Origin of the sequence: Corynebacterium sp. HMSC063G05, assembly GCF_001810555.1 — a bacterium.
GTDB lineage: Bacteria > Actinomycetota > Actinomycetes > Mycobacteriales > Mycobacteriaceae > Corynebacterium > Corynebacterium jeikeium_D.
Genome location: NZ_KV801861.1, coordinates 132,975 through 159,444, shown reverse-complemented (window position 1 = coordinate 159,444; position 26,470 = coordinate 132,975). Strand labels below are relative to the sequence as shown.

22 protein-coding genes are annotated in these 26,470 nt (G+C 57.0%); 12 read left to right on the top strand and 10 right to left on the bottom strand.

The genetic code is table 11. The features are described from left to right. Positions 1–22 precede the first annotated feature (22 nt). The 5 genes from HMPREF2751_RS08760 (at position 23) to HMPREF2751_RS08740 (ending at position 7,842) form a co-directional block, all read left to right on the top strand. Positions 23–3,631 carry a murein biosynthesis integral membrane protein MurJ gene (locus tag HMPREF2751_RS08760; RefSeq protein WP_049170098.1) on the top strand — a complete coding sequence of 1,203 codons (3,609 nt, stop codon included), beginning with the start codon at positions 23–25 and terminating at the stop codon, positions 3,629–3,631. 235 nt (positions 3,632–3,866) lie between these two features. Beyond that, complete coding sequence (locus tag HMPREF2751_RS08755) at positions 3,867–4,430, top strand: sigma-70 family RNA polymerase sigma factor (RefSeq protein WP_224783764.1); 564 nt, start codon at positions 3,867–3,869, stop codon at positions 4,428–4,430. A gap of 164 nt (positions 4,431–4,594) precedes the next feature. Further along, complete coding sequence (gene trxB / locus HMPREF2751_RS08750) at positions 4,595–5,533, top strand: thioredoxin-disulfide reductase (RefSeq protein ID WP_049170102.1); 939 nt, start codon at positions 4,595–4,597, stop codon at positions 5,531–5,533. 393 nt (positions 5,534–5,926) lie between these two features. After that, entirely contained in the window at positions 5,927–6,247 is a 321-nt protein-coding gene (gene trxA / locus HMPREF2751_RS08745; protein WP_016421730.1) for a thioredoxin, read from the top strand. A 410-nt stretch (positions 6,248–6,657) separates the two neighbouring features. Next, on the top strand, positions 6,658–7,842 hold the full coding sequence (locus HMPREF2751_RS08740; protein WP_048733139.1) for an N-acetylmuramoyl-L-alanine amidase: 1,185 nt from the start codon (positions 6,658–6,660) through the stop codon (positions 7,840–7,842). Between the two features lie 26 nt (positions 7,843–7,868). Here the strand turns inward: HMPREF2751_RS08740 and HMPREF2751_RS08735 are convergent, their stop codons facing one another. From HMPREF2751_RS08735 to rpmH, 8 genes are all read right to left on the bottom strand, one after another. Next, positions 7,869–8,822: a hypothetical protein gene (locus HMPREF2751_RS08735; RefSeq protein WP_049170104.1), complete on the bottom strand. Its 954-nt coding sequence runs from the start codon at positions 8,820–8,822 to the stop codon at positions 7,869–7,871. A gap of 11 nt (positions 8,823–8,833) precedes the next feature. Next, positions 8,834–10,111 (bottom strand): ParB/RepB/Spo0J family partition protein, encoded by a 1,278-nt coding sequence (locus HMPREF2751_RS08730; RefSeq protein WP_049170106.1) that lies wholly within the window; start codon positions 10,109–10,111, stop codon positions 8,834–8,836. Positions 10,112–10,132: 21 nt separating this feature from the next. Further along, a complete protein-coding gene (locus tag HMPREF2751_RS08725) occupies positions 10,133–11,089 on the bottom strand; it encodes a ParA family protein (protein ID WP_048733133.1) in 957 nt (318 codons plus the stop codon). 278 nt (positions 11,090–11,367) lie between these two features. After that, the gene (gene rsmG / locus HMPREF2751_RS08720) at positions 11,368–12,003 is read right to left on the bottom strand and encodes a 16S rRNA (guanine(527)-N(7))-methyltransferase RsmG (RefSeq protein WP_224783766.1); all 636 of its coding nucleotides are present in this window, start codon (positions 12,001–12,003) and stop codon (positions 11,368–11,370) included. Between the two features lie 320 nt (positions 12,004–12,323). Next, positions 12,324–13,472 (bottom strand): membrane protein insertase YidC, encoded by a 1,149-nt coding sequence (gene yidC, locus HMPREF2751_RS08715; RefSeq protein ID WP_048731382.1) that lies wholly within the window; start codon positions 13,470–13,472, stop codon positions 12,324–12,326. An 86-nt stretch (positions 13,473–13,558) separates the two neighbouring features. Continuing rightward, positions 13,559–13,891 (bottom strand): membrane protein insertion efficiency factor YidD, encoded by a 333-nt coding sequence (gene yidD, locus HMPREF2751_RS10655; protein WP_080969543.1) that lies wholly within the window; start codon positions 13,889–13,891, stop codon positions 13,559–13,561. Next, positions 13,851–14,231, bottom strand: coding sequence for a ribonuclease P protein component (gene rnpA, locus HMPREF2751_RS08710; protein ID WP_049170110.1), 381 nt, complete (start codon positions 14,229–14,231; stop codon positions 13,851–13,853). The genes yidD and rnpA overlap by 41 nt, the downstream gene beginning before the upstream one ends. 20 nt (positions 14,232–14,251) lie before the next feature. After that, on the bottom strand, positions 14,252–14,389 hold the full coding sequence (gene rpmH / locus HMPREF2751_RS08705; RefSeq protein ID WP_005511646.1) for a 50S ribosomal protein L34: 138 nt from the start codon (positions 14,387–14,389) through the stop codon (positions 14,252–14,254). A gap of 694 nt (positions 14,390–15,083) precedes the next feature. On the opposite strand from rpmH, the gene dnaA reads away from it, so the two are divergent. The 7 genes from dnaA to HMPREF2751_RS08670 all read left to right on the top strand — a co-directional run bounded on the left by dnaA (position 15,084) and on the right by HMPREF2751_RS08670 (position 25,725). Further along, complete coding sequence (gene dnaA, locus HMPREF2751_RS08700; RefSeq protein WP_049170112.1) at positions 15,084–16,832, top strand: chromosomal replication initiator protein DnaA; 1,749 nt, start codon at positions 15,084–15,086, stop codon at positions 16,830–16,832. A 513-nt stretch (positions 16,833–17,345) separates the two neighbouring features. Next, complete coding sequence (gene dnaN / locus HMPREF2751_RS08695) at positions 17,346–18,536, top strand: DNA polymerase III subunit beta (RefSeq protein ID WP_070595882.1); 1,191 nt, start codon at positions 17,346–17,348, stop codon at positions 18,534–18,536. A gap of 9 nt (positions 18,537–18,545) precedes the next feature. After that, complete coding sequence (recF, locus tag HMPREF2751_RS08690; protein WP_049170115.1) at positions 18,546–19,745, top strand: DNA replication/repair protein RecF; 1,200 nt, start codon at positions 18,546–18,548, stop codon at positions 19,743–19,745. Positions 19,746–19,750: 5 nt separating this feature from the next. Beyond that, positions 19,751–20,413: a DciA family protein gene (locus HMPREF2751_RS08685; protein ID WP_005511606.1), complete on the top strand. Its 663-nt coding sequence runs from the start codon at positions 19,751–19,753 to the stop codon at positions 20,411–20,413. A 289-nt stretch (positions 20,414–20,702) separates the two neighbouring features. Next, a complete protein-coding gene (gene gyrB / locus HMPREF2751_RS08680) occupies positions 20,703–22,742 on the top strand; it encodes a DNA topoisomerase (ATP-hydrolyzing) subunit B (protein ID WP_016421743.1) in 2,040 nt (679 codons plus the stop codon). A 95-nt stretch (positions 22,743–22,837) separates the two neighbouring features. After that, on the top strand, positions 22,838–23,725 hold the full coding sequence (locus tag HMPREF2751_RS08675) for an alpha/beta fold hydrolase (RefSeq protein ID WP_070429071.1): 888 nt from the start codon (positions 22,838–22,840) through the stop codon (positions 23,723–23,725). A 47-nt stretch (positions 23,726–23,772) separates the two neighbouring features. Beyond that, a complete protein-coding gene (locus HMPREF2751_RS08670) occupies positions 23,773–25,725 on the top strand; it encodes an alkaline phosphatase family protein (protein ID WP_070595881.1) in 1,953 nt (650 codons plus the stop codon). A 13-nt stretch (positions 25,726–25,738) separates the two neighbouring features. Here HMPREF2751_RS08670 and HMPREF2751_RS08665 read toward each other — a convergent pair whose 3' ends face one another. After that, complete coding sequence (locus HMPREF2751_RS08665; RefSeq protein WP_070595880.1) at positions 25,739–26,077, bottom strand: hypothetical protein; 339 nt, start codon at positions 26,075–26,077, stop codon at positions 25,739–25,741. Further along, positions 26,074–26,301, bottom strand: coding sequence for a hypothetical protein (locus HMPREF2751_RS08660; protein WP_049170125.1), 228 nt, complete (start codon positions 26,299–26,301; stop codon positions 26,074–26,076). Before HMPREF2751_RS08660 ends, HMPREF2751_RS08665 begins: the two co-directional genes overlap by 4 nt. Between the last annotated feature and the right edge of the window lie 169 nt (positions 26,302–26,470).

Sequence of the window (26,470 nt, the reverse complement as noted above, 5' to 3'; positions counted from 1 at the left end):
CTTTTAAGCAACAATAGGACATGTGACTGACTCAGACGCGCATAAATCTGGACTTCGAGGCCGCATTCGTCGCCCCGCGCCACCGGCCCCAGTTCCGGCGGCGCGGCCAACGGCTGAATCTCAGCCGGCCGAAGCGGCCCCGGACCTAACTCGCGTATCCGGCCATAAGGCAAATGCCGATACCGCCGCTGACGCGATGACGGAATCGGCATCACCATCGCCAGCAAAGGCGGCAACTGCGACAGCAACCGCTTCCAGCGATTCCTCCGCAGGCTCGACGGCGGACGCAAATCAGGGACAGTCGAACTCGGACATCGTCGCCTCCACGGGCTCGATGGCAATCGCTACCCTGATTTCGCGCATTACGGGTTTTTTGCGAAACCTGCTCATCGGCGCGACGCTGGGTCCGGCTGTGGCTTCAGCCTTCAACGTCGCCAACACACTGCCGAACCTGATTACGGAAATCGTCCTCGGCGCAGTGCTGACTTCTCTGGTGGTGCCAGTGTTGGTGCGCGCGGAGAAGGAGGATCCAGATCACGGTGCCGCCTTCATTAGACGTCTCTTGACTGTCTCTATGACGCTGTTGGCAGTGGTGACGGTGCTGGCGGTGATAGGTGCGCCACTGTTGACCAGATTGAGCCTTAACGAGGCCGGTAAGGTCAACGTTCCGCTGGCAACGTCATTTGCGTTCTTACTATTGCCGCAGATTATCTTCTACGGCATATTTGCGCTGCTCATGGCGGTGCTAAACACCAAGGGAATCTTTAAACCCGGTGCGTGGGCACCTGTCGCTAACAACGTCGTGGCCATTGCCACGCTCTTGCTATATCTGTTCCTGCCCGGCCAGTTGAGTCCGGATTCGGACGGTTCACTCTCCGATCCGCACATCCTGCTTTTGGGTCTTGGTACCACCCTGGGTGTCGTCATTCAGGCAGCCATCATGATTCCCTACCTCAAGCGCGCGGGCATTGATTTGCGTCCGCTGTGGGGTATCGACGACCGCATCAAACAGTTCACCGGCATGGGTGTCGCGATTATCACCTACGTGGCAATTTCCCAGGCTGGTTACTTCATCACCACCAATATTGCCTCGACTGCCTCCAAGGCAGCGCCGACGATTTACCAGCAGGCTTGGCTGCTGTTGCAGGTGCCCTACGGCATCATCGGCGTTACCTTGCTGACCGCCATCATGCCGCGACTGTCCCGCAATGCAGCCGACGGCAACGATGGGGCAGTGGTCCGAGATCTGTCCATCGGTACCCGCCTGACCATGATTGCGCTGGTGCCGATCGTTGCCTTCTTCACCGCATTCGGCCGCCCCATCGCCGTCGGTCTTTTCGCGTATCTGGAGTTCCCCCGCGAAACCGCAGAGATTCTCGGCTGGACGCTGTCCTTCTCGGCGTTCTCGCTTATTCCATACGCCATTGTGCTTTTGCACTTGCGTGTTTTCTACGCCCGTGAAGAGGCCTGGACCCCGACTTTCATCATCCTCGGCATTACCACCGTCAAGGTGATTCTGTCGTTCTTCGCTCCTCGTCTGGCTTCTGACGATGAGACCGTCGTCGTGTTGCTCGGTGCCGCCAACGGTTTCGGTTTCGTCGCCGGCGCAATAATTGGCTTCTTGCTCTTGCGCCGCACTCTCGGACACTTGGACAGTAAGGCGACCGTCCACACCGTGCTGTGGGCACTGGGGGCGTCGCTTGTCGGTGTCGCCGTTGCTTGGGGCGCATTCGCATTGACCGACCTTGTGCTGTTCGATTTCTTCGGTTCCTTCGGTGTGCTACTGCAGACCATCGTCACCGGCGTGGTCTTCCTCATCGGTACCGGCCTGGTGCTCGCTCAGGCTCCATTGGAAGAGGTCCGCGTTCTGGGTGGCTTCCTCGGCCGCATTCCGGGTCTACGTCGCTTTGCTCCGCAGCCTCATGCAGCCGACAATGCCGTCGCCGACCGTGAGGATATGGAGCGCGAACGTGGCTTCGCCGCTGATGCTTTCTCGATTGCCCCGTCGAACCTGATTGGCGAGGCCACGGGTCTGGCAAACGAGGGCTTCACCGCTTCGCCGCTGTTGCCGCCGATGCCGACGCAGGGTTCTCGCCCGACCCGCTATGTACCCGGCGAGATGGTCTCAGGTGGTCGTTTCCGTCTGCGTTCTGAAGTCGCGACCTACCCAGGTCTGCGCCTGTGGCGCGCCATGGATATGGGAGATCCCGACAACTCAGATGTCGCACTTGTCTTCGTCGACACGATTGCACTGCCGTACTACGACACTTCGCCATCGGTTGCCGCCCAGAAGATTGCCACGACGACCAATGAGCTGCGTGACCTGGCTGGCACCGGGATGTCCCGCATTCATAGTGTGGCGAAGACACGCACCGAGGTGCTCATCGTCGCCGACTGGACCAGCAGTATCGGTATTGAGCGGTTCGATCAGGCCGCCCACCCGGATGCCCTGGCACTCGCAATAGCATCACTTGCCGAGACAATCGCCGACGCCCACGAATCTGGGCGCTGCCTTGGCCTGACAAACAAGCCTGGACAATTGCGCATCAGCAGCGACGGCCACATCTACGACGCTTTCCCCGTCGTTTTGCCCGATAGCTCGCAACGTTCGGACTACAGCGCGTTGCTTTCTGTCATCGACGAGCTGTTCTACAGCGTGACGAACATCCCCTCCGATATTTCTGCTGCTATCGACCGCGCGAAGCAAACACGCCCGGAGGACTTCAATGGGCAGGAGTCGCCAGCTCGCACGCTCGCCGAGGACTTGCGCGCCGCAGCGCTGGGCCCCGATTCTTCGGAGTTTCTCGCAATCGACCCCGACACCGGTGCGCGCGAATCCGTCGATGCCGGCGGTGCAGCCCAATCAAACGCTCATCACACCAAGAATCGCACCCGCGCATTCAGCACCGGCGCAGTCGTTGTCGGCGTAGTCATTGTCGGTGCACTCGTCGCCGCGGGCATCTTTGGTCTGGTTAACCGTTCCTCGGACGCACCGATTAACTCCGAGTCCGTACGACGCGGTCCGGCTCCGGTCACGACGCTCTCGCTTGCCGACGCTAGCGAGTGGCAAGCCGACACCGACAACCCTGCAGCAGGTCCGGACAATCCGGACATGGCTGAGCTGACCATCGATAATGACGAGGAAAGCTTCTGGGTAACTTCTACTTACCTCAGCCAGTTCGGCAATCGCCCAGAGGACTTCAAACCTGGCGTTGGTATTCGGGTCACTCTCGATGAACCGGCAACCATTCGAGAGCTTAAGGTCGCGGCGACCCCGGGCGCACACATTGAAGTTCGCGGCCTACGAGATGCTGACTCGACGAACTTGGATGACACAACGGTTCTCGGAAGCGCTACTGCCACCTCAGGTACGACGACCATCGAAATCGATAGCCGCGACACTGAGTGGAAGAACCTTGTTGTCTGGATCTCCGGCTTGCCGACGGCTGCGGAAGCGGTAGCCGACAGCGACTCAGACACTGACGCTGATACAGATGCTGATACAGATGCTGAGTCGCAGAATTCCGATGCGGACAACCCACTTGTCGGCGACCGCAATCTGGCTGAGCAATCTCCGGATTCGTTGCTGCCAGTTGCTATTGGCGACATTCAGGTGCGTGGTACGGAATAACGCTCTGAGCTTGCCTTAGGTGGCAACAGTTCAAGTTGTCCCAAGTTATCCACAGCTACTGGGACGTTTTGAAATTCATCCACAGCCCGCGGTCTCCACGGCAGTTTTGCCAAGCGGAGAGCGCGGGTTTCGTGTTTGCATAGGAGCCATGAACTTTGGGGGAAGAAATCGAATTGGGGACAGTCACCGTAAGGCCCGCATGGGTCGGCGACTGGGGGATTGTGGCGTCGTCGGTATGCAAAAGCATGCATCTGCGGACGAGGTCGATCGTGAATTATTGAAGGCGCACCTGGCGGGGGATCGTCGCGCGTTCGCGGTGTTGGCACGGCGTTATTATCCGCAGTTGGTAGCGATGGCGCGGCGCTATCGTCGGGATGATTTCGATCCCTTGGATGGGGTACAGGAGGGGCTGGCGCGGGCAATTGCGGGGGCGGCGAATTTTCGCGGGCGTTCGACGGTGGCGACGTGGCTGACGTGCATCGTGAAGAATGCGTGTATTGACCACAACCGCGGTCGTTTCGGGGAGATCCCTCTCTGCGATAAGGAGGAGGATTTTGAGACGTTTATGAGTTCACAGCCGATTCCCTGCCCGGATGTTCCGCTACGTGTGACTATGGCCGCCGCATTGGAGCAGCTGCCAACGGATCAACGGGATGCCCTGCTGTACTTGGACATCTTTGGATATTCGCTGCAGGAGACCTCTCGCAGTATTGGGCAGCCGAGCGGGACGTTGAAGTCTCGGCGGGCGCGGGCGCGTCGTACGCTTCGGCGACAATTGGAAGAAGTGCAGGTGGCCTAACAACTGCGGAGCAGGGGAGAGGCTGGGGGAATAGAGATGGCTAACCTCACGTTGGTTGAGGTGGCTGGTTCCGGTAATTTCTTTCCCGGAGCTGAAAAATTTGCTTACTACTGAGCATCACTGTGCGCCATGTGATGTGAGAGATAAAAATTATAGGAGTCTTCATGAGCGATATCGTTCACGACCTGATCATCGTCGGTTCCGGTCCCGCCGGTTACACGGCTGCCACCTACGCAGCCCGTGCCGACCTGAAGCCTGTGGTGTTCGAGGGCATCGAGTTTGGCGGCCTGCTTATGACGACTACCGATGTGGAGAACTACCCAGGTTTCTCCGAGGGCATCATGGGCCCAGAGCTGATGGATCAGATGCGCGCACAGGCAGAGCGCTTCGGCGCTGACCTGCGCATGGAGATTGTCGATCGCATGGATCTCACCGGCGATATCAAGTCTGTCTGGGTTGGCGAAGAAGAGCACAAGGCTCACGCTGTCATCCTGGCAACCGGTGCCGCTCCGCGTTATGTCGGTGCTCCGGGTGAGCAGGCGCTGCTTGGTCATGGTGTCAGCGCCTGTGCCACCTGTGATGGTTTCTTCTTCCGCGACCACGATATCGCCGTCATCGGCGGCGGTGACTCCGCAATGGAAGAGGCAACCTTCCTTACCAAGTTCGCCCGCTCGGTGACGATTGTCCATCGCCGCGATGAGTTCCGTGCGTCGAAGATCATGGTCGAGCGCGCGCAGAACAATGACAAGATTCGCTTTGCGACGAACAAGGTTGTGTCCCAGGTTCTTGGTGAGGACAAGGGTTCGGTTACCGGTCTCGAGCTGGAAGACACCGTCACTGGTGAGAAGTCCGTCCTGGATGTGACTGCCATGTTCGTAGCAATTGGCCACGAGCCACGTTCGCAGATGGTTCGCAATCAGCTGGATTGCGATGAGAATGGCTACATTCAGGTAGCCGCTCCGAGCACCCAGACCTCTCTCAAGGGCGTCTTTGCGGCGGGCGATGTTGTTGACTCGCATTACCAGCAGGCAATTACCGCCGCTGGTTCTGGCTGCAAGGCTGCGCTGGATGCTGAGCACTACTTGGAAACTGTTACTCGGTAGATGACAGCAGGGCAGTCGCACTAGCTGGATAAACACCTAATAGTTGGGGTATCGCAATTGTTGGATAAGCCCTACGATTGCAGATATCCAACTATGGGGAATATCCGATAGTCGGTAAGCCCAATTGTTGTTAGCTGTAGCTCAATCAGGGTGCAGCGGGACGTGTTATAGCCCGGTACGCCCCGTACTCATCGAGCACTTGCAGCGTTCTCAAGAACACCATTAATTAACAATTTAGTACTTCACTCGCACCACCGGAAGCCCTAATTTTTGACGCCTTGAGCGCCAAATCCGTACGCGAGGCTGAAGAAGCTAGGTTGAAAAATTAGAATCAAGACCACAAAACAAAACCACTAAGAACTCAAACGAGCTCATTCTAAGGAGAAGAATTTCATGGCTCCGGTAACCGTCACCGCCAACACCTTTAAGTCCGATGTCCTCGAATCCGATAAGCCGGTGCTTGTTGATTTCTGGGCAGAGTGGTGTGGCCCGTGTAAGAAGATTGCTCCCGTTTTGGACGAGGTTGCGACCGAGCTCGATGGCAAGGCCGTCATCGCCAAGGTCAACGTCGATGAGGAGCGTGCACTGGCTGGCATGTTCCAGATTATGTCCATCCCAAGCCTGCTCCTATTCAAGGACGGCAAGAAGGTCGAAGAGATTCGCGGAGTCCGCCCGAAGGGCGAAATCACGTCGCTCATCGAAAAGCACCTTTAAAAGAACTTGGGGTTGCTCCTTATCCGATACGAGGTTACGACTGCCCACCCGTCACTTCGCCACTGCCACCTTCGTTGGACACACCCCATTATGATGTGACTGAAGTTGTGGTTGTGATTTAGAGTTAGTCCTGGGGTTCTGCCGTCGGGCTAGCCGACGCGCCCTCGTAACAATCAATTCGCGCCTGCGACCTGGTAATCTTGCTGGAAATGGCGGTTTACGTCTTCCTTAATACCGTGAAGGAACCAGGTTGCCGCCAACTTGAGAGGTATTGCTGACCATATCCTCTGAGAGTGCGCGGGATTTCTTAACTGAAGTTTCGTTTAGCTCACTGGCCAGTAATACTGATTAAGTGTTGTGAGGACCCACAACGGCCTAAACATAATTGTGGAGTTCGGAAGGGAGTTTTCGTGCCAGAGTTTCTGAAGGTGGGCGATAGGTCACCTCGTGTAGCCGAGGTACGTTCTACCCTGGCTCGTCTTGGGCTTCTGCCCAATTGGGAGGGCTCAGCCGCGGAGGAGAACTCGCCTCAGTGGTCTGGTGACGATGACCTCTTTGATGAGGACATGCGCAACGCTCTTCTGGCGTTCCAACAGTCCCGCGGTGTCTATGCCGACGGGATTATCCGCGACAGCACCCTGCGCCTACTGCGAGAAGCCTCGTACACTCTGGGCACCCGCGTACTGTCCTACGATCCACTGTCACAAATGACCGGTGAGGACGTAGGCGTTCTCCAAGCTACCTTGCAGGAACTCGGCTTCCACGATGCCCGAGTAGACGGCCACTTTGGCCCGAAGACCGATGCCTCTGTACGTGAATACCAGCTCAATTACGGGCTGGAGCCCGACGGTATCTGTGGTCCCGTTACTCTCCGGGCGCTCAGCTACTTGGGCAGGAGGGTTACTGGTGGCTCTGTAAACGCCTTCCACGAGAAGGAAATACTGCGCACGATGGGGCCGAAGCTCTCTGGAAAGCGCATTGTCATTGATCCAGGTCTTGGGGCAGGGGAGCCCGGCATTGTGGTCGACGGCCCTTACGGTCAGATTTCTGAAGAAGAGATTCTTTGGGATTTGGCCTCTCGCATTGAGGGTCGCCTTGTCGCGGCAGGTGCAGAGACTATTCTGTCTCGTCCTCGTACCGACAATCCGTCCATCGAGGATCGCGCTGAGATGGCCAACGCATTTGGCGCTGACGTCTTCATCTCCCTGCAGGCTGACCACTATCACAACAACCGCGCCAGCGGTATTGCGACCTTTTACTTTGGCTCGATGAAGGGCTCCAACTCCATTCTGGGCGAACAGCTCTCTGGCCTTATCCAGCGAGAGATTGTTGCCCGTACGAGCCTGGTAGACTGCCGCTCGCACGCCCGTACCTGGGATCTCCTCCGTCTGACCAGGATGCCCACGGTGGAAGTCGCCGTTGGTTACCTGACCAACGAGGATGACGTCGCAATTCTTTCTTCCCCAGATCAGCGGGACGTAATTGCCGAATCTATCGTTGTCGCTGTAAAGCGTCTGTACCTGGGCGATGAAGAGCAGCAGCCAATGACCGGCGCTTACAGCTTTGCGCAGCTGATTGAAGAGGAAAAAGCCTAAACACGGCTGACCAATGAAACCCAGCGCTAAAGACTGAACAGCTTTGAGCGCATAAAGGGTTCTTTCGCACTTAGATCCAACGCATGGCCGATTTCTTCGTCCCAGTCCAATTCCGCATCCAACTCGATACGGAGTTTCGGATGAATCGGATGTGGAGTCACCACCCGAAACCCGGAGTCAAGAAGGGTTCGCGTACGAATCAAATCACCGGCGTTATGGTTAATCGCCGCCAACGAATCTGAAATACACGGCTTTGGATTCAGCTTTTCTTCGAGTTGCGCTTCGAAATCAGCGATTAGATTCTCCGTACCGTCGTCAGGCGTTGGCGACGACGGCGTGGATGCCGACATAGAATCCGCCGTGCCACTGCAACCAAACGCTTCTACCGCTGAAATCCCGCGCAGCGCGAGCTTGTGCAGAGCGGTCACAATGAGCACGCGGAGCATGTCATCGTCAACCTCTAAAGCGTTGTAATGCAGACTCGTCAGCGCAATCGCATCCGGCGATATTGGTCCGGAAGGCATGGAAAATGTCGTCGGGCAGAAGCGTGGCGGAGCAAAGAGCAGCGTGCCGACGGTCTCAAGTTTCCCATCGATAAGTGATGCCGGTGGCTTTCGTCGTAGTGAATATCCGCACGGTCCCCAGGAAAGGTAGACGGTATTGAGCCATGCTTCCTTCTCCAAGCGCACCTGGGCGGCTAAATCAGGGCTTAAATCGCCATTTAAGAGGCTTTCACTAGCTCCGCCTGGCCGAGTAGGGGGTTGGCCGTCCGAATGCTTTAAATCACCGTTGAGCGCTTCATCCTCTTCTGGCGTGCTGGGGTCCAAATTAGGTTCGCGCGGCTCAGTCGAGAACTGGGGTAGGGCAGTTGCTGTACGGATATGCTCCATGCCCTGTTCCCAAAACAGGCTTAACATCGTCTCTGGATAGATTCCTTCGATGTCGGCCAGCGAAATTTTCTCGATGAATACTTCAGTCACAGTAACCGGGTTTACTCTTCGTCGAGATGCATCAGTGACATGATGCGATCAAAGTCCTCGAGGTTGCCGAATTCGATAACGATTTTGCCCTTACGCTTGCCCATCTGGGCAGTCACCTTCGTATCAAAAGAATTGGACAGGCGGTCAGCCCAATTGTGAAGGACCTCCGGCTGCGGAGTGGGCTCGCGGTGCTGCTTTTTCGGTCGCTCGCCGGCATTGAGTAATGTCACTGCTTCTTCGGTCGCACGGACGGATAGTCCTTCAGCAACAATTCGCTCGGCGAGGCGCTGCTGTTCTTCCTTACCTGCCTTAACTCCAAGCAAGGCACGTGCGTGACCAGCCGACAGAACACCGACCGCTACTCGTCGCTGTACCTCCACCGGCAACTGCAAGAGTCGAATCATGTTGGTAATAACGGGCCGCGAGCGACCGATTCGATCCGCCAGCTCTGCCTGAGTTACACCAAACTCTTCGAGTAGCTGCTGGTACGCAGCGGCCTCTTCGAGTGGGTTCAGCTGAACGCGATGGATGTTCTCTAGTAGGGCATCGCGAAGCATGTCCTGGTTTGGAGTATCGCGAACGATGGCGGGAATCGTGTCGACCCCAGCTCGCTGAGAAGCACGCCAGCGCCGTTCACCCATGATGATTTCAAACTCGGGTTGCGGCGCGTTCGGATCTTCCTTGCGCGCTGCCTCGAGTGCGGCCGCACGACTATCCTCAGAGATTGGTCGTACGATAATCGGCTGCAATAGACCGAACTCACGAATAGAGTGAGCGAGCTCATTTAGGGGCTCCTCATCGAAGACCTCTCGTGGCTGCTTCGGGTTCGGCGTGATCAGCTTCAAGTTGATTTCGCGATAGGTCGCGCCAAACTCGTTTGCGGCCGAAGTGTCAACATCGGTCGGCTTGGCGCCGCTATGGTCCGCTACTCCCGATGTCGTCGAGGGCGATGTTTCACGTGAAACATCGCTACACTTACCAATAGTCTTATTGTCACTGTGACGTTTCTGCGCCTCATTGGTATGAGGTTTGCTCTGGCCGGATTTTGCAGATTTTCCGGCGTTTTTCCCTTCAGTCAACGAGGTGCCGGATCCCGTCGCGGCTGCCCCCAGTACGTCGGCAACTCCGCTACTTCCAGGCTGCTTCGTCCCCTGGGTACGGCGGGGACCGAAGATAATATCCGCGGCACTCTCACCTACCGAGGGGTTAGCCGCCGGAGCAGTTGGGATCAGCGCGGCGATACCGCGACCGAGCCCTCCCTTGCGGTTCTCCTTTTTTTGATTCGACATCGGTAACTACTCCTAGTGGCTTTAATTTGTCTCAGTGGAATTGGACGGGGTAGGGGAGGAAGCTGGTTTTTGCCCAATCGCACTTCCACCCGAAACTGCTGAATAGTCGCCACGCGTTGCCAATTCCTTCGCGGCGTCAAGATAAGCAACTGCGCCCCGAGACCCTGGATCGTAGGAAATTACGGTCTGCGAATATCCCGGCGCCTCCGATACCTTCACAGATCGAGGGATGAGATTACGTAGCACAACCTCACCGAAGTAGTTACGAACCTCATTGGCAACTTCTTCCGAAAGCTTGGTGCGGCCATCGAACATAGTGAGCAGCACAGCAGAAATATGTAGCTCCGGATTGAGATGCTGACGAATCATCTGCACGTTATTCATCAGCTGAGTCACACCCTCCAAGGCGTAAAACTCACACTGAATCGGGATCAAAACCTCGTTGGCGGCAGTCATCGAATTCAGAGTCAACAGACCGAGCGAAGGAGGGCAGTCAATAATGAGAAAGTCAAAGCCGTTGTCAATCAGGTACTGATCTGACACTGCATCGAGAAGTCGGCGCTCACGGTTCAGGAGCGAGACCAGCTCAATCTCGGAGCCCGCCAAGTCCAATGTCGCTGGCACACAAAAGAGATTCTCAGATTCAGGGGAACGCTGGATGACATCGTCAATCTGTAGTTCGCCAATTAGAAGCTCATACGTCGACGGGGTCCCGGAAACATGCTCAATCCCCAGGGCCGTAGAAGCATTTCCCTGCGGGTCATTATCGATGACTAGCACCTTGAGACCATGCCGCGCGAGCGCCGACGCGATGTTGACTGCCGAAGTGGTCTTGCCCACGCCACCCTTCTGGTTGGCGATAGTAATACGGCGCGGGCGTTCGGGGCGTGGAAGCGATAAACGGTTCGGGGCCTTAACTTGCGCTGCCCGTTGAGCTGCCGCAGCGATGGGTGTGTCTTGCCAGGACTTCCGGCTCATTAACTATTCCCCTTACAAGCACAGCAATCACCAATCATGGCCACTGGAGTGCGAATAAAAACTTAGTAACTATCTGCAAAAGCGTAATCATCAAGCCCCAACAAGCGTTAGACGCCGACGATTGTGGAAATGTTTCACGTGAAACATCCACCTTGGCCGGTAGGACTTTGCCATACCGCGATACTTATCCCACTCTAGCCCGACGGCACTACGCGCCTCAATGTCGAAACCAAAACACAAGCGAACCGGCAGTGGAGTAGGGGAGGGGGACTTACAACCTACTTCTTCTGAATAATCACGGCGTACGTCGAAGTTCCCAACACGGAACCGCCAACCTCTACAACGCGGGGATTAGTTCCCTTCGCCTTGGCAATAAGCTTTGCGTCCCGATCAATCTCCTCTTGCGCAGTTCCACCCTTCAGTGCAACCATCGCGCCTCCGGATTTAACTAAAGGAAGCGACCAGCCCGCCAATTTCCCAAGAGGGGCAACAGCGCGAGAAGTGACGACATCTACTTGGCCAACCTCAGCGCGAACCACTTTCTCCTCAGCGCGGCCGCGAACCACGGTCACATTGTCCAGCTCGAGATCTTCCACAACCTCGTTCAAGAAAGTCGTACGGCGCAGCAATGGTTCCACAAGAACCACCTTCAAATCTGGTCGTGCAAGAGCAAGCGGAATCCCGGGCAAGCCTGCCCCCGAACCAATGTCCGCAACTAGAAGCCCTTTGCCTATCGCTTCTCCAACTACCGCAGAATTGATAATGTGCCGATCCCACAGCTTTGGAGTTTCACGTGGCCCAATCAAACCTCGGACTGTAGCCTCCTCAGCCAACCATGAATGGTAGCGGTATGCTCGATCGGCATTCCCTCCAAACACGGTATCTATCACCGAACGCAGATCCGGATCGACCAAACCTGCGGAGGCTTCTTGATTATCGACGTCTTTCGCGGAGTTACTCAACAGTTCCACTAACCTTTCCAATGGGGCAGCTGTGCCGTCACCCGTCGAGCTTTTCATTACCCCTAGTGTACGACAGTGCAACAGCCATGTTTCACGTGAAACATTGACCGGAGTTGGATGCCAAACTCCAGGCCCCACAGAAAATTACATGCCTGTAATAACAGCGACGTTGTCTGCGCGATAGAGTACCAAGGCAAGCAAAAACGCCCCGCATCAACTGCGGGGCGTTTCGATTAATTAACTTATGTAGACGAAGGGCGATTCCACTTCAGCTATTTCTTTTTCCGCTTCCGGTTCTTCCGATTTGCGGGTTTCTGTCCTGGCGCTGGCTTCGAGACTGGGCCCTGCTGTCCCTTCCCCGAATTACCATCCGGAAGATGGCTAGAAGCCTTGTTCGCTGCAGAGGCCTGACCGGACTGCGCCTGCTGCGCATTCTGCGCTGCCTGACGCTTGCCACCCTTCTTCGGATTGATTGGCTTCTGGCCAACCTTCGGAGCGAGCTTCTCCTGTGCCTCGCGCTTGGCAGCCTTCTTAGCTGCGACAGCTTCCTTCTCTTCCTCATCCAGCTTGCCGAAGATGTAGCGCTGCTGGAAGTAGGTCCAGACGTTGTTAGTCACCATGTAGACAAGAAGGCCGATGTGCCAGAAAGCACCGGTAACAAGAATCATGATTGGGAAGAACCAAAGCATCATCTTGTTCATCATGTCCATCTGCTGACCCATAACGCCTTCCTGGCGCTTCACCAGACCGGCTTCCTGGCGGGCACGCGTGCGGTCAACAGACATGCGAGCGTTGAAGTGCGTTGCAAGTGCCGCGATAACAATCAGCGGAATGGCAACGATCATGATGTCCATGCGGGTGAAGTCCGCAGGCGTACCAGGCACAGTAAAGGCTGCGTATTGATCCTCACCCATACCAACCGAACTGGACAGTGGAGCATTGAGCACACGAGCCAGCAGGAAGGACCGCACCTCATCTACACCGAAGACGTAGTTAGGCGTATTCCAGTTCTGCTCCACCGACATGCCGAGCGCATTGCCCGTCGTACCCGTTCGGTTGAACGAACGCAGCACGTGGAAAAGGCCAATGAACACAGGCATCTGAACCAGAATCGGCAAACAGCCGCCGAGCGGGTTGACACCCATTTCCTTCTGTAGCTGGCGCATAGCAAGAGCCTGAGCCTGCTGATCGTTCTTGTACTTCTCCTTGATGGCCTGCATCTCAGGAGCGAGCTGCTGCATCTTGATGGCAGAACGCTGCTGGTTCAGCATCGGCTTAAACAGGAGGATACGGATGGTGACCACAAGCAAAATAATGGCCAGCACCCAGGAGATACCCGAGGAGGGATCGAATAGGAAACCTGAGGCCTTATGCCAGAACCACAGGATGGCCGAAATCGGCACATACACGAAATTGAGCACGGTCTAAGATCACTCCGTTCTTTAGGGGACAGCGCACTCGCGCCTTCGTCTACAAAGCCCCGTCAAAGGCTAAGCATTACTAGAGGTTACCTGTGCATTCGCCTCAACCACGAACCCAGGCCGGGGAATGTGGCAGGAACTGGATCCCAGCCACCCGGATGCCAGGGTGCGCAACGGAAGATGCGCAAGAAAGTCAGCCACAGGCCACGAATAGCTCCGAAACGGCGCACAGCCTCAAGACCATATGCGGAGCACGTCGGTTCAAAACGACATGTGCTCGTGGGCTTCAGATTAGAGATACGACGGCGGTAGAAGAGAATCGCCCTCTCAGCCACACGTGCGCCGGGGGTCTGAGCGAGGGGGCCGTCGTCAAGCGAATTAGCGCCGACGTTCGTATGTGGCGAGTGCCGATTGCACATCGTGGGACAGCTCCTGGCTGGTGGCTGTGGCAGATGCAGGCAGCGCGCGAACGACAATGTCCATGGTGGACGGAAGATTCTGCGCGGCCGCGGCCATAACATGGCGGAGCCTGCGGGATACAGCGTGACGAGTCACGGCGTTGCCCACAGCTTTAGATACGACAAGACCGACACGCGGACCACCAAACCTGGCAATCTGCGTATCGGTCTTATCTTCACCGCCAGAAGCGGCGGTGTCACGAATATGCAAGACCAAGGTCTTGCGTCCGATTCGGCGTCCACGTCGTACGGTGACCGTGAAGTCACGCGAAGAACGCAGCTTATTGCTCTGAGGGAGCACCGAAATCGGTGTCCTCTTGCTTAAGCGGACAGGCGGGCACGGCCCTTGCTGCGGCGTGCTGCCACAACGGCGCGACCGGAACGGGTACGCATACGGGTACGGAAGCCGTGCACGCGTGCACGACGGCGGTTATTCGGCTGGAACGTCCGCTTCGACACGGTTGACACTCCTTGAAACTCAAACGACCACGAGTCCACGCTGAACACACCGCAGTAAACTCCTCGCTTCGAGTGCGAGGCAGCGATGCGTCTGACGCATTCCCGTGATGCACGGAAAAATTACTTACCGACAGATTGAAAGCTACATGCGTTCTGTCGGGTCCAAGCACAAGCTCGGACTCATATCTCAATGGATATGAAACACCCAGATAGGTTACGTCGAATCGAGCGAGAAATTCAAATCAACACGCCGGATTTACCTGGAGAATCATTTTCCAAGTTTTCCGACGGTACCGATGTTGACCTGTGGAAATACTAACCTATGCACTGCAATCCACAGGGCGTTTATCCCATCAGCTGTGGATAACTTCCACACCATGAATCACAGCGAGCAGGGGAAATAACGTGTTTACCTAGGTAAACGCAGACTAGGGGGCTATTTTTCATTGTGGGCAAACTGTGGATAAACTGTTAGTCAATTAGCGACAAGGTTTATCCACAGGTGTGGACAAACATGTGGAAGTCCTGCTCGGGGCGTATAGCACCTTGTGTAGAAACACCCCACAGGGCGAATTACAAGAAATAGCCCCCAAATGGGCAGATATGGCGCTCTCGCCATGCCAAAAACACTCCACAAAAACAGGTCGCCTCGATAAATTTGATGAACGTAAACATGTAAAAGGACATTCACACAGTGAGCGAACAACCAGAATTGCCAGGTGGACTCTGGGAGCAGGTCGTTTCTATCCTGACTTCACCAGAAGGTGCGCCGGAGTTGGGCATTGCACCACTACGCCCGCCACACAAGGCACTGCTGCGGTCAGTGACGCACACTGGTGACTTTCCAGGTTTTTTCCTGCTCAGCACTCAATCGCCAGTGGTGCAGGCACTGGTAAAAGAAGAGCTCAAGGGCATTATCGAGGCCGTCTTAGCCTCGCTGACCGGCGAGGAGTTGGAAACGGTCATCACCGTTGCCGATCCTGCTGACGACGCTGAAGATAGCCAGGCAGCAGAGACCACTCAACCATCTGCACAGCACTCGGGGCAGATGCCATCTGCAGCTTCGCGTCCGCAGCAGGCTCAGCGTCAACAGCCAAACCAGCAGCACCAACAGCAATCTGGCCGCAACTACCCGTTCCCCAGTGCAGATGCGAATGACTTCAATCGCCACGAGCAGCACCAGGGATCGACGCAGACGCCACAGGTGCCGCAGACACACCAGCAGAATGTCCATAATCAGCAGAGTGCCCAGTCACAGCACCGATCGATGGACGCAGTGGATTCAATGGCGCAGGGGCTTTCGCACTCATCTGCCGAGAATCCGATGACTATTGCTGATCAGCGCCAGGTCACAAGTCCTTTCCGTTCCGAGAGCCACGGCACTCCAACCGAGATGAGCATGCCTTTCGAGGAGCCCACCCTCAACCCGAACTACACCTTCGAGACCTTCGTTATTGGTCCGCAGAATAAGTTCGCCGCTGCAGCCGCCGTCGCTGTTGCGGAGTCTCCGGGGCGCACCTACAATCCGCTGTTTATCTCCGGCGGTTCGGGTCTTGGCAAGACGCACCTGCTCCACGGCATTGGTCACTACGCCAAGCATTTGTACCCTAACCTGCGGGTTCGTTACGTTTCCTCGGAAGAGTTCACCAACGACTTCATTAATTCCGTGCGTGACGACGCCCAGGAATCCTTCAAGCGTCGCTACCGCGATTTGGACATGCTCATCATCGATGACATCCAGTTCTTGGAGGGCAAGGAAGGTACACAGGAAGAGTTCTTCCATACGTTCAATGCCCTGCACCAGTCCAATCACCAGATTGTGCTGTCGTCGGACCGCCCACCGCGGGAGCTTAAGACTCTGGAGGATCGCCTTCGTACCCGCTTCCAGTGGGGGCTCAATCCGGATCTGCAATACCCGGACTTGGAGACGCGAATCGCAATTCTGTCGAAGAAGGCACAGCTGTCTGATCTGGTCGTTCCGCATGATGTACTCCAGTACATCGCGGAGAACACCTCATCTTCTATTCGTGAGCTCGAGGGGCGTCTACTGCAGATTAGCGCTCACGCGTCCATGATTCATGAGCCTGTGACCTTGAAGTTTGCACAGGAGATCCTCGGTGCCGACGAAATCGAGGTGCAGATTACTCCGGAGATCATCATCTCCACCACGGCTGAGTACTTCGACCTAACGGTTGCAGATTTGGTGGGCCCGGGTAAGACTCGCCCGGTCGCTCATGCACGCCAGATTGCGATGTACCTGACGAGGTCCTTCACCGAGCTTTCGTTGCCGTCGATTGGCCGGGAGTTCGGAAATCGTGACCATTCGACGGTTTTGCACGCTGAACGCAAGATTGTTAAGGAAATTCAGGAGAAGAAGCCCTCAAAGGACCAGGTCAACGACCTGACCACACGCATTCGAGATCGAGCTCGTGGAACGGCTTAAAAACCTTGGGTTCGGCGTGCGGAATTCTTGTTATTAACTGCGGTTTTTCCGTGCACAGAGCTGTGGACAACTCGTAAATTTTGTGGATGAAAGATGAAGCCCGAACACTATCCACAGACACCCCAAGTTATCCACAGTTAGACGCACTGGTTATCCACAGCGCGAAACCAGCGAAGACCAGCGGGAATCATGTAATTTCACAATGTGCACACCCCCTATTACTACTCCCGACTTTAAAAATCTCTAGAAACTTCTAGATAAAAGGGGGCCTGCGCACAACCCCGAGCAAACAACCTCTGGCGCACAACTTTAAAAATGCCAAGAACGAGTAAGAACTACGATTAAGCACTAGACGGACTACAAGAATCCCAGTGAGGTCTTTGGCAGTCTGCAGTAGAGTTGTACGATGGAATCTTTGTAACTCCAGTCATGTGTGCTGACATAGCGCGCTGACAACACAAAAGACGGCTAATAAACGGCTAATAACAGACATCCAATACCGGTGGAGGAACGATGGAGCAGACCGAAGTCCGTATTCGCGCGGCTAAGGACGATCTCGCGGGTGCGGTGAGCTGGGTTGCTCGTAACCTGCCTGCACGCCCGACTCAGCCGATTCTGCGTGGCATGATTTTTCTCGCGGATGACAATGGTCTGCAGCTCGCTGGCTATGACTACGAGGTCTCGACTCAGATTCGTATTAGTGCAGAGGTCGATGAGCCCGGTCGCTTCGCCGTCAATGGCAAGTTGGTTTCTGACATTGTCTCTAAGTTGCCGAATAAGCAGGTAGAGATGCACTTTGATGGCACGAAGGTCATCGTTCGCTGTGGTTCTTCCCGCTTCGAGCTACCAAGCCTGACCTTGGAGGATTACCCTCAGCTACCAGAAGCTCCGGCTGCTACCGGTACTGTCGGTGCTGCTCTGCTGGCTGAGGCTATTGGTCAGGTCGCTATCGCTGCCGGCAAGGATGAGTCGCTGCCGATGCTGACCGGCATCCGGATGGAAACCGAAGGTAACGAGGTCACTCTCGCTGCCACCGACCGTTTCCGCCTGGCGGTTCGCAGTTTCGAGTGGGAGCAGATCCCGGAGGGGGAGACCAAGCTGCTCATCCCGGCAAAGACCTTCGCGGAGACTGCCCGCACTCTCGATACCACTTCCAGCGAGCCAGTGACCTTGGCATTCGGCGACGGATCTGATGATCGTGAGGTCGGCTCCGAAGGTCTGCTGGCTATCCTCGCCGATCCTCGTCGCACTACCACGCGACTGCTGGACGCCGAGTTCCCGAAGTTCCGTCCGCTGCTGCCGAAGCAGCATTCCTCCATGGCTGTTGCTCGTGTTGACCAGCTGCAGGATGCCATCCGTCGTGTGTCTCTGATGGCGGATCACGGTGCGCAGATTCGCATGGACTTCTCCGACGGCCAGGTTGTCCTTTCCGCTCATGGCGACGAGGTCGGTCACGCAGAAGAGACTGTGGCCTGCAACTTCTATGGGGAACCACTTCTGATCGCCTTCAACCCGCAGTACCTGCTCGAGGGGCTCAGCGCTGTTCGCTCCCACCGCGTTCTGCTGGGCTTTACGCAGCCGTCGCGTCCCGCGATTCTCATTCCAGAGCCGGAAGCTATCCCGGAGCTCGGTGAGGACGGCTTCTACCCAACGCCGGAGACCGACTTCACTTACCTGCTGATGCCTGTGCGCCTGCCGGGCTAGTTTGCGGCTATGCACATTCGGTATTTGTCCTTGCGGGACTTCCGCTCCTGGCCGGAGTTGGAAGTCGAGTTCACGCCTGGAATTACCGTATTTACCGGGCAAAATGGCTACGGCAAGACCAATATCGTCGAGGCCGTTGGGTATCTCTCCACGCTCGGCTCGCATCGAGTGTCTACGGATGCTCCGCTGGTTCGTTCGGGGACCCCGTCGGCACGCATTTCGGCGACGGCGGTCAATGATGGCCGCGAGCTGACGGCGCATCTGCTCATCAATCCGCATCGCGCGAATCAGGCGCAGATTAATCGCACGCGGCTGAAGTCTCCGCGGGAGCTGCTGGGGATCGTTAAGTCGGTCTTTTTCTCGCCCGAGGATCTCACGCTGGTCAAGGGCGAGCCCGCTTCCCGTCGCCGATACATCGATGATTTGCTCGCTTTACGACGGCCACTGTCCGCCGGTATCCGCATTCAATATGACAAGATTTTGCGTCAGAAGAATGCGCTGCTGAAGTCGGCGGGCTCGACGCTGCGCCGTGGCTATTCTTCCTCGGAGGGGCAGGCCGCACTGAGCACGCTGGATACCTGGGATGCGCAATTGGCGCAGGTGGGAGCGGCGTTAATGGCTGCGCGTATGGATTTGATCGCCGAGCTTTCCGAGCATGTCAGCGAGGCCTATGCCACGCTTGCCCCGCACTCGCGCCCAGCCACGATCGCCTATGCGCCGAAGGTCGACAGCCTGGATGGCGGGCCATTGCCCAGCGAACCGGAGCTGCTCGAGGCACTGCTGCTGACGAAGATGGCGGAGCGCCGCACCGCGGAGATTGAGCGCGGTTCCTGTCTCGTTGGTCCGCATCGCGATGATCTCGACCTCATTCTCGGCAATGACCCCGCCAAGGGCTTTGCTAGCCACGGCGAAACCTGGTCTTTTGCACTCGCGCTGCGTCTCGGCGCGTACTTTTTGCTCCGGGCCGATGGACCCGACCCGATTTTGGTGCTTGACGACGTGTTTGCGGAGCTCGACCGGCATCGTCGGGAAGCTCTCATGGAAATTGCGCAGCAGGCTGAGCAGGTGTTGATCACCTCGGCGGTGGGAGAGGAGTTGCCTCAGGCACTGGTCGAGGATTCTTCGGTGACCCATCACACGGTAACGGTGGCGCAGACTGAGCAGGGGCGAATCTCACTGCTGGATGAAAACCCAGTCGCGGAAGAGTGACGGGTATGGTCGAGAACATGGAGCCGGATAACTCACCGGAAGAGGAAAACGACCTGATCAGTGACGCTTTCTTCCGCATGCGCGATGCCGCTAAGGAGGGCGGTCACAAGTTACCGAATCTCCAGCGGCCACCGAAGAAGAAGGGCTCGTGGTCTGGCCTCGATAGCCGTGTGCCTGTGAAGGCCGCGGAGGGGATCGTTGCGGACGTCGATAAGCAGCGGGCAGCGCAAGCAGTGGTGCGAGATCGTGCCGGAACGGTGATTTCGCCGAGCCTATTGAAGGAGGCGGGGATTCGGCTGTACCGGAAATATGACCGTCGACCTGCGCCGATTGGTGCGGTGCTGAATAAGGCAGTAGTCGATCGCGGCTGGCAGATCCACATTGCCCACGGTGTGATTATGACGGAGTGGGATTCGATGGTCGGCAAGGTTGTCGCGGAACACTCCCAGGTCAAGGAGTTCAAGGACGGCACTTTGGTGGTCGAGTGCCAATCGACAGCATGGGCAACACAGCTGCGGCTGGCACAGCGACAGGTTTTGAAGTCGATCGCGGAACGCGTCGGGGATGGAGTGGTTGAGGAAATTAAGGTGCTGGGGCCGAAAGCGCCGAATTGGCGCAAGGGCAAATTGCACATCGAGGGCCGAGGACCGCGTGATACTTACGGGTAAAGGTCGGTAAACGGTCTACGATTAGCCGTCGGTATGCGTAAAACTGCGAAATTTGGTCCTTTGAGCGCATCGGCTATATCCACAGTAGGGGACTACGTTGGGGTAAGATGGGCAGGAGAAAACCGGCAGGCGGTTCTTGAGACGTTATCGACTTCCAAACTAGCCAGACCTATCTAGTAGTCCTATGTAGTTCTGGCTGGCGCTGATAGCGCTTGACCGCCGGCCTATTTTTCGCGCGCTGACGAATGTTGCGCGGGGAGAGAACCAAGAATAGGAGACGCGCCGAACCGTGGCTGCTACCGAACATCAATATGACGCCTCATCGATTACCATCCTCGAGGGCCTCGAGGCCGTGCGTAAGCGGCCGGGTATGTACATTGGCTCGACTGGTGAGCGTGGCTTGCACCACCTGGTGTGGGAGGTTGTAGACAACTCCGTCGACGAGGCGATGGCGGGTTACGCCACCGATGTTGAGGTCACTCTGCTGGAAGACGGCGGCGTTCAGGTCCGCGATAACGGCCGTGGTATTCCTGTCGAAATGCACCCGTCGGGTATGCCGACGGTGCAGGTGGTTATGACTCAGCTGCACGCCGGCGGCAAGTTTGACTCCGAGTCCTACGCTGTTTCCGGTGGTCTGCACGGTGTGGGTATTTCGGTGGTTAACGCGCTGTCGACCCGCATGGAAACCGAGGTCATCCGCGATGGCTACACCTGGTACCAGAACTTCGACCAGGCTGTTCCGGAAGAAATTATCCGAGGTAAGAAGACTCGCGGTTCGGGTACCACGCAGCGTTTCTGGCCGGATCCGGAGATTTTTGAGACCACCGATTTCAAGTTCGACACCATTTCTCGCCGCCTGCGCGAGATGGCGTTTTTGAACAAGGGCCTGACCATCACGTTGGTGGACAAGCGTGTCTCCGAGGAGGAGCTCGAGGCTGAGGCTCTGGCGGAGCAGGCGGAGACCGAATCCGCTGAAATCGCCAAGGATGCGGTTGAGGAGCAGAAGGAGAAGGCAGAGAAGACCACCAAGCCGAAGGAGCGCCGTAAGGTCTTCCACTACCCGAATGGTCTGCGGGATTATGTCGAGACTCTGAACAAGTCGAAGAACATCATCCACCCGACCATCATTTCCTTCGATGCTGCAGGTGACGGCCACGAGGTCGAGATTGCCATGCAGTGGAACTCGGGTTACTCCGAGTCGGTGCACACCTTCGCCAACACCATTAACACCATTGAGGGTGGCACGCACGAAGAGGGCTTCCGTTCTGCGTTGACATCGCTGATGAACCGCTATGCGCGTGAGCACCGCCTGTTGAAGGAGAAGGAAAACAACCTCTCCGGTGAGGATTGCCGTGAAGGTCTCGCTGCCGTGATTTCGGTGAAGGTCGCCGATCCGCAGTTTGAGGGCCAGACGAAGACGAAGCTCGGTAACACCGAGGTGCGTTCCTTCGTCCAGCGCATGACTAATGAGCACATCGGTCACTGGCTGGAGGCCAATCCGGCTGAGGCCAAGGCCATTGTTAACAAGGCCATTGCTTCGGCACATGCCCGTCAGGCGGCTCGTAAGGCCCGTGACCTGGTGCGTCGTAAGTCCGCGACCGATCTTGGCGGTCTTCCGGGTAAGTTGGCGGACTGCCGTTCGAAGGATCCGAAGCAGTCCGAGCTGTTCATCGTGGAGGGTGACTCCGCAGGTGGTTCTGCAAAGGCAGGCCGAAACTCGCTGTTCCAGGCCATTTTGCCGCTACGCGGTAAGATCTTGAACGTCGAGAAGGCGCGCCTGGATAAGACGCTGAAGAATAACGAGGTCCAGGCCATTATTACGGCGCTGGGCACCGGTATTCACGACGAATTCGACATCGAGAAGCTGCGCTACCACAAGATTGTGCTGATGGCCGACGCCGACGTCGATGGTCAGCACATTGCCACGCTGCTACTGACGCTGCTGTTCCGTCTGATGCGTCCGCTGATTGATGAAGGGCACGTCTACCTCGCCCAGCCGCCGCTGTACAAGCTCAAGTGGGCCAAGGGTGAGCCGGGCTACGCCTACTCCGATGCTGAGCGCGATCAGCTGCTGGAAGAGGGGCTGGCTGCCAACCGCAAGATCAACAAGGACGATGGTGTTCAGCGTTACAAGGGTCTCGGTGAGATGAACGCCGCTGAGCTGTGGGATACCACCATGGATCCGGATCACCGCGTGCTGCGTAAGGTCGCCCTCGAGGACGCGCAGAAGGCGGACGAACTGTTCACCATTCTGATGGGCGATGACGTCGCTTCACGACGTTCGTTCATTACCCGTAATGCGAAGGACGTTCGCTTCCTCGACGTCTAAGCCGATACCAAGTCTGGTTATCGGCTTGTCGGTTCCCCTGACAAAACCTCCGTTCAGCCATTAATGTTTATGAAATGGAAGATACTCGGGGAAGCATGGTCAACGGGGAACCGCCAGTCGTGCCACGTATTGTGCAGGAGACATTGCCAGATGGCTCCGTGACCCCGATGGCGCTTCGGTTTCCCGAAGGTTCGCCTCGGGGCATTGTCGTTATTTGGCCGGGCTTTGGCATGGGTGCTCGCTACTACCGGCCGATTGCCCAAGAGTTACAGCGTCGGGGTTTTTGCGTCCTGACCTCGGAGTTACGCGGCCAGGGTAACCAGACTGCGGTGGCCACCCGCCGTCACAATTGGGGCTACCAGGATCTCGCATCGGTGGATTACCCGCTGGCCGTGGCGCGGGCTCGCAAGGAGTTTGATCACCTCGCGGCAGGGGAGAGCACAGGGGAGAAGCTACCCGTCTACTTGCTGTGTCATTCCATGGGCGGTCAGATTGCCTCGCTGTATCTGGCCCGACCGGAAGCGGACGTGGCCGGCGTAGTGATGGTCGGCTCCGGTACTCCGCACTACAACTGTTTTACTGGCAACGAGTACAAGCGGCTTCGCTACGGTGCACCGTTTATGCAGGTGGTGTCCCAGATCCTGGGCTATTGGCCAGCGGGCAGGCTTGATTTGGCCGGCTATGGCCGCCAGGCTCGTAACCATGTGGTGGAGTGGGCGCGGTTCTCGCGCACGGGTCTTCTGCGACCGCGCGGTGCGGATATCGACTACGCCGCTGAGATGCCGAAGGTGACCACCCCGGCGCTGCTGCTGAACTGTGGTGGTGACCGTGACTGCCCGGAGGCTTCCGCACAGGCGCTGGCACGGATGCTGCCGAATTCGGCAAAGTACGAGTTCATTGAGCAGCGGCTGGGCCACAATCGCTGGGCGCGTGAGCCACAGGCTGTGGTTGACCGTCTAGAGCAGTTTATTGAGGAAATTTAAACCGCAATTTTCCAGCTGGTAATCTGCGCTTCTTAACGTAGATGCCTATGGCAACTTCACCTAAAAATATATCTGAATTTTCCCGTCGGCACTTCCTGCAGACCGCCGCAGGAGTCGGTGCTGTCACCGCTGCGAGCACGCTGCTGCCGCCATCATTGCGCCATGCACTCGCGCAGCCCCGACCGGCTGGCTCCCTCGACCAGGTTGAGCACGTTGTCGTGTTGATGCAGGAAAACCGCTCTTTTGATCACTACTTCGGCACTCTCCGAGGTGTGCGGGGGTACAACGACAATTCCGCTTTGCCGGGCGTTTTCAACCAGAGTGGGGTCAGTCCATACCTGATTCGCAACGCCGCTAATCGCGGTGATCTCTCGGTGGAGTACATTGCAAGTTTGCCGCACGGTTGGGAAGACGGGCAGGTTGCACTAAACGGCGGCCGCTGTAACGGCTGGATCGAGGCTAAGGGCAAAGGCACGATGGCCTGCTATGACCGTCAGGACATCGCGTTCCAATTCGCACTCGCAGAGACATTCACTATCTGTGATGGCTACTTTTCTTCAATGCCTACGTCGACAAGCCCGAACCGCAACTACCTGTTTTCGGGTGATACCCGAAAGGAACCGTGGGGGACTGGAGCGGTTGGCAATGCGGCGTACGAGCCGACGCACCCGGGGTACAGGTGGCGCACGTATGCCGAGGATCTCTCGGCGGCTGGGGTGCCATGGCGCGTCTACCAGGAGTGGGATAACTACACGGACAACAACCTGGATTTCTTCGCCGCGTTTCGAAATATTGGCCGCAAGGTCATTCGTGAGGCCGGGCTGCCTGGTCTCGACATGACGGGCTTCCACGAGGAGCTGCTGGAACTGGGCGATGGGATGCCGCCAACTGCAGAGCAGCAGGAGATGGTCGACCGCCTGAATGCCGCTGTGGAGAAGCTGCCTGAGGCGGAACGGAATCTCTACGATCGTGCACTTTACCGTCGCCAGCCGGGCACGCTCGCTGATGCTTTCCGACGGGACGTTGAATCCGGACAGCTGCCAAAGGTGTCCTGGATTGTGCCGTCGGCCGCGGAAAGCGAGCACCCGGGAGCGTCCTCGCCGATTCAGTCGGCGAATATCACTTACCGCCTGTTGGATGCGTTGGCCTCCAACCCGGAGGTGTGGGCCAAGACCGTCTTCCTGATTAACTTTGACGAGTTTGATGGTTACTTCGACCATGTGGTGCCGCCGCTGCCGCCGAAGAATGAGCCGGGGGAGTGGTACCTGGGCAAGCCGAAGGGGCTCGGTTTCCGCGTCCCGATGACTGTCATTTCACCGTGGTCGGTGGGTGGTTTGGTGTCCTCAGAGGTCTTCGATCACACTTCGGTGATCCGTTTCCTGGAGCAAGTCACCGGCGTGAGCTGCGGAAATATCACTGATTGGCGTCGTCGGGTATGTGGTGATTTGGTATCCACACTGGACTTCTCGGCGTCTACGGGAATGCAGCTTCCAGAGCAGCCGGGACCAGCGCCGGAGTTTGTGAAGCGCTGGGAGGCGGAGCCGGCCGGTGACTATCCTGTGCAGGAGTCCGAGCAGGCGACCGCGCTGCCGACACCGTACCGGCTGCACGCCTACCTCAAAGACGGCAATCTTGTACTGGTCAATGACGGTTCCCGTGAGGCTGTTTTTGCTGTTTACAGTGGCAATAGGGTGGAGCATCACACGGTGCTCGGTACGTTAGAGCTGCGAATTGGACTCCTGGAGCGCGAACTTACCGTGTGCGGCCCGGACCGCTTCCTGCGTGTATTCAGCAAGACGGCGAAGGCGTTGCCGGAAGTCACTTTGGAGCACGCGGCGGGACGTGTTCTGGTTGGCGGGCAAGACCGGACGGCTGATTATGTCCGTGATGGCTGGTACGAGGTCGAGCTGACTGAAGGTGAGGCCACGGCGTATTACACGGGCCGGCTGGAGTCCGGCAATCGCATTCCGACGAGCCCGTTTACCCGAAAGGGTGACTAGGCCCTGTCCCCGGCTAAGTGCCACCTTTGACTAGCTCCCACGTCTCTGCGAATGACAGCTCTTCGCCGTTGGTGGTGAGGAGTATGTGTGCAAGTAGTGCGCCCAGTGCGGTGTTGCCAAAACTTAGTGGTTTCACGTGAAACGTTGCGTAAGCGACCGCCTGCGCTGCCGCAGAAATCGCGGGAAAGCTACGGTGACCAGCAATGACTCCTGAGCTGGCGGCGACAATAGCGCTGATTGTCCACGGCCTCGCAAGTGTAGCGTCGGCCAATTCCGGCACTGTGGCCACCAGTTCATCGGTAGCCGCCAGGATAGCGGCCTCGCTGAGAGGCTGAATCTGGGGCGCGCTCATTCTTGTACTCCGCGGGGCCTTGGGGAGCTCAACTTTCGCAGCAGCGCCATGTCGGTATCAATTACGCTTGCCGTAATTTCCCGGGCCTGACCTTGTTGAAGGGCTCTCGTGGCGGCGGATTCGATGGCGCGAATGACGGCCTCGTGTTTAGACACGCCCTCCATGTGCGCCAGCAGAGCCAAGGCGGTGTCCTGTTCTTTCGTGAGCCTCAAGGTCATCGCCATCGCATTTGCTCCCTGCTATCTAACTGCGCTTCTTAACTGCGCTAGTTTGTTTCTCGCTATCAGGCCTAAAACCCAGATTTGATACCACAATGGTATCGAAAAGTTGCACACGGCGTCGTAAAGCGGGCTCTAAAGCCCTGTAGAATGGATGCGAACCTCTTTTAAGTAA

Coding starts and splice junctions, on each gene's coding strand:
- HMPREF2751_RS08755 (WP_224783764.1), top strand. CDS start 3,867: ATGCAAAAGCATGCATCTGCGGACGAGGTCGATCGTGAATTATTGAAG.
- trxB (WP_049170102.1), top strand. CDS start 4,595: ATGAGCGATATCGTTCACGACCTGATCATCGTCGGTTCCGGTCCCGCC.
- trxA (WP_016421730.1), top strand. CDS start 5,927: ATGGCTCCGGTAACCGTCACCGCCAACACCTTTAAGTCCGATGTCCTC.
- HMPREF2751_RS08730 (WP_049170106.1), bottom strand. CDS start 10,111: ATGTCGAATCAAAAAAAGGAGAACCGCAAGGGAGGGCTCGGTCGCGGT.
- HMPREF2751_RS08725 (WP_048733133.1), bottom strand. CDS start 11,089: ATGAGCCGGAAGTCCTGGCAAGACACACCCATCGCTGCGGCAGCTCAA.
- yidD (WP_080969543.1), bottom strand. CDS start 13,891: ATGTGCAATCGGCACTCGCCACATACGAACGTCGGCGCTAATTCGCTT.
- dnaN (WP_070595882.1), top strand. CDS start 17,346: ATGGAGCAGACCGAAGTCCGTATTCGCGCGGCTAAGGACGATCTCGCG.
- recF (WP_049170115.1), top strand. CDS start 18,546: ATGCACATTCGGTATTTGTCCTTGCGGGACTTCCGCTCCTGGCCGGAG.
- HMPREF2751_RS08685 (WP_005511606.1), top strand. CDS start 19,751: ATGGTCGAGAACATGGAGCCGGATAACTCACCGGAAGAGGAAAACGAC.
- HMPREF2751_RS08675 (WP_070429071.1), top strand. CDS start 22,838: ATGGTCAACGGGGAACCGCCAGTCGTGCCACGTATTGTGCAGGAGACA.
- HMPREF2751_RS08670 (WP_070595881.1), top strand. CDS start 23,773: ATGGCAACTTCACCTAAAAATATATCTGAATTTTCCCGTCGGCACTTC.
- HMPREF2751_RS08665 (WP_070595880.1), bottom strand. CDS start 26,077: ATGAGCGCGCCCCAGATTCAGCCTCTCAGCGAGGCCGCTATCCTGGCG.
- HMPREF2751_RS08660 (WP_049170125.1), bottom strand. CDS start 26,301: ATGGCGATGACCTTGAGGCTCACGAAAGAACAGGACACCGCCTTGGCT.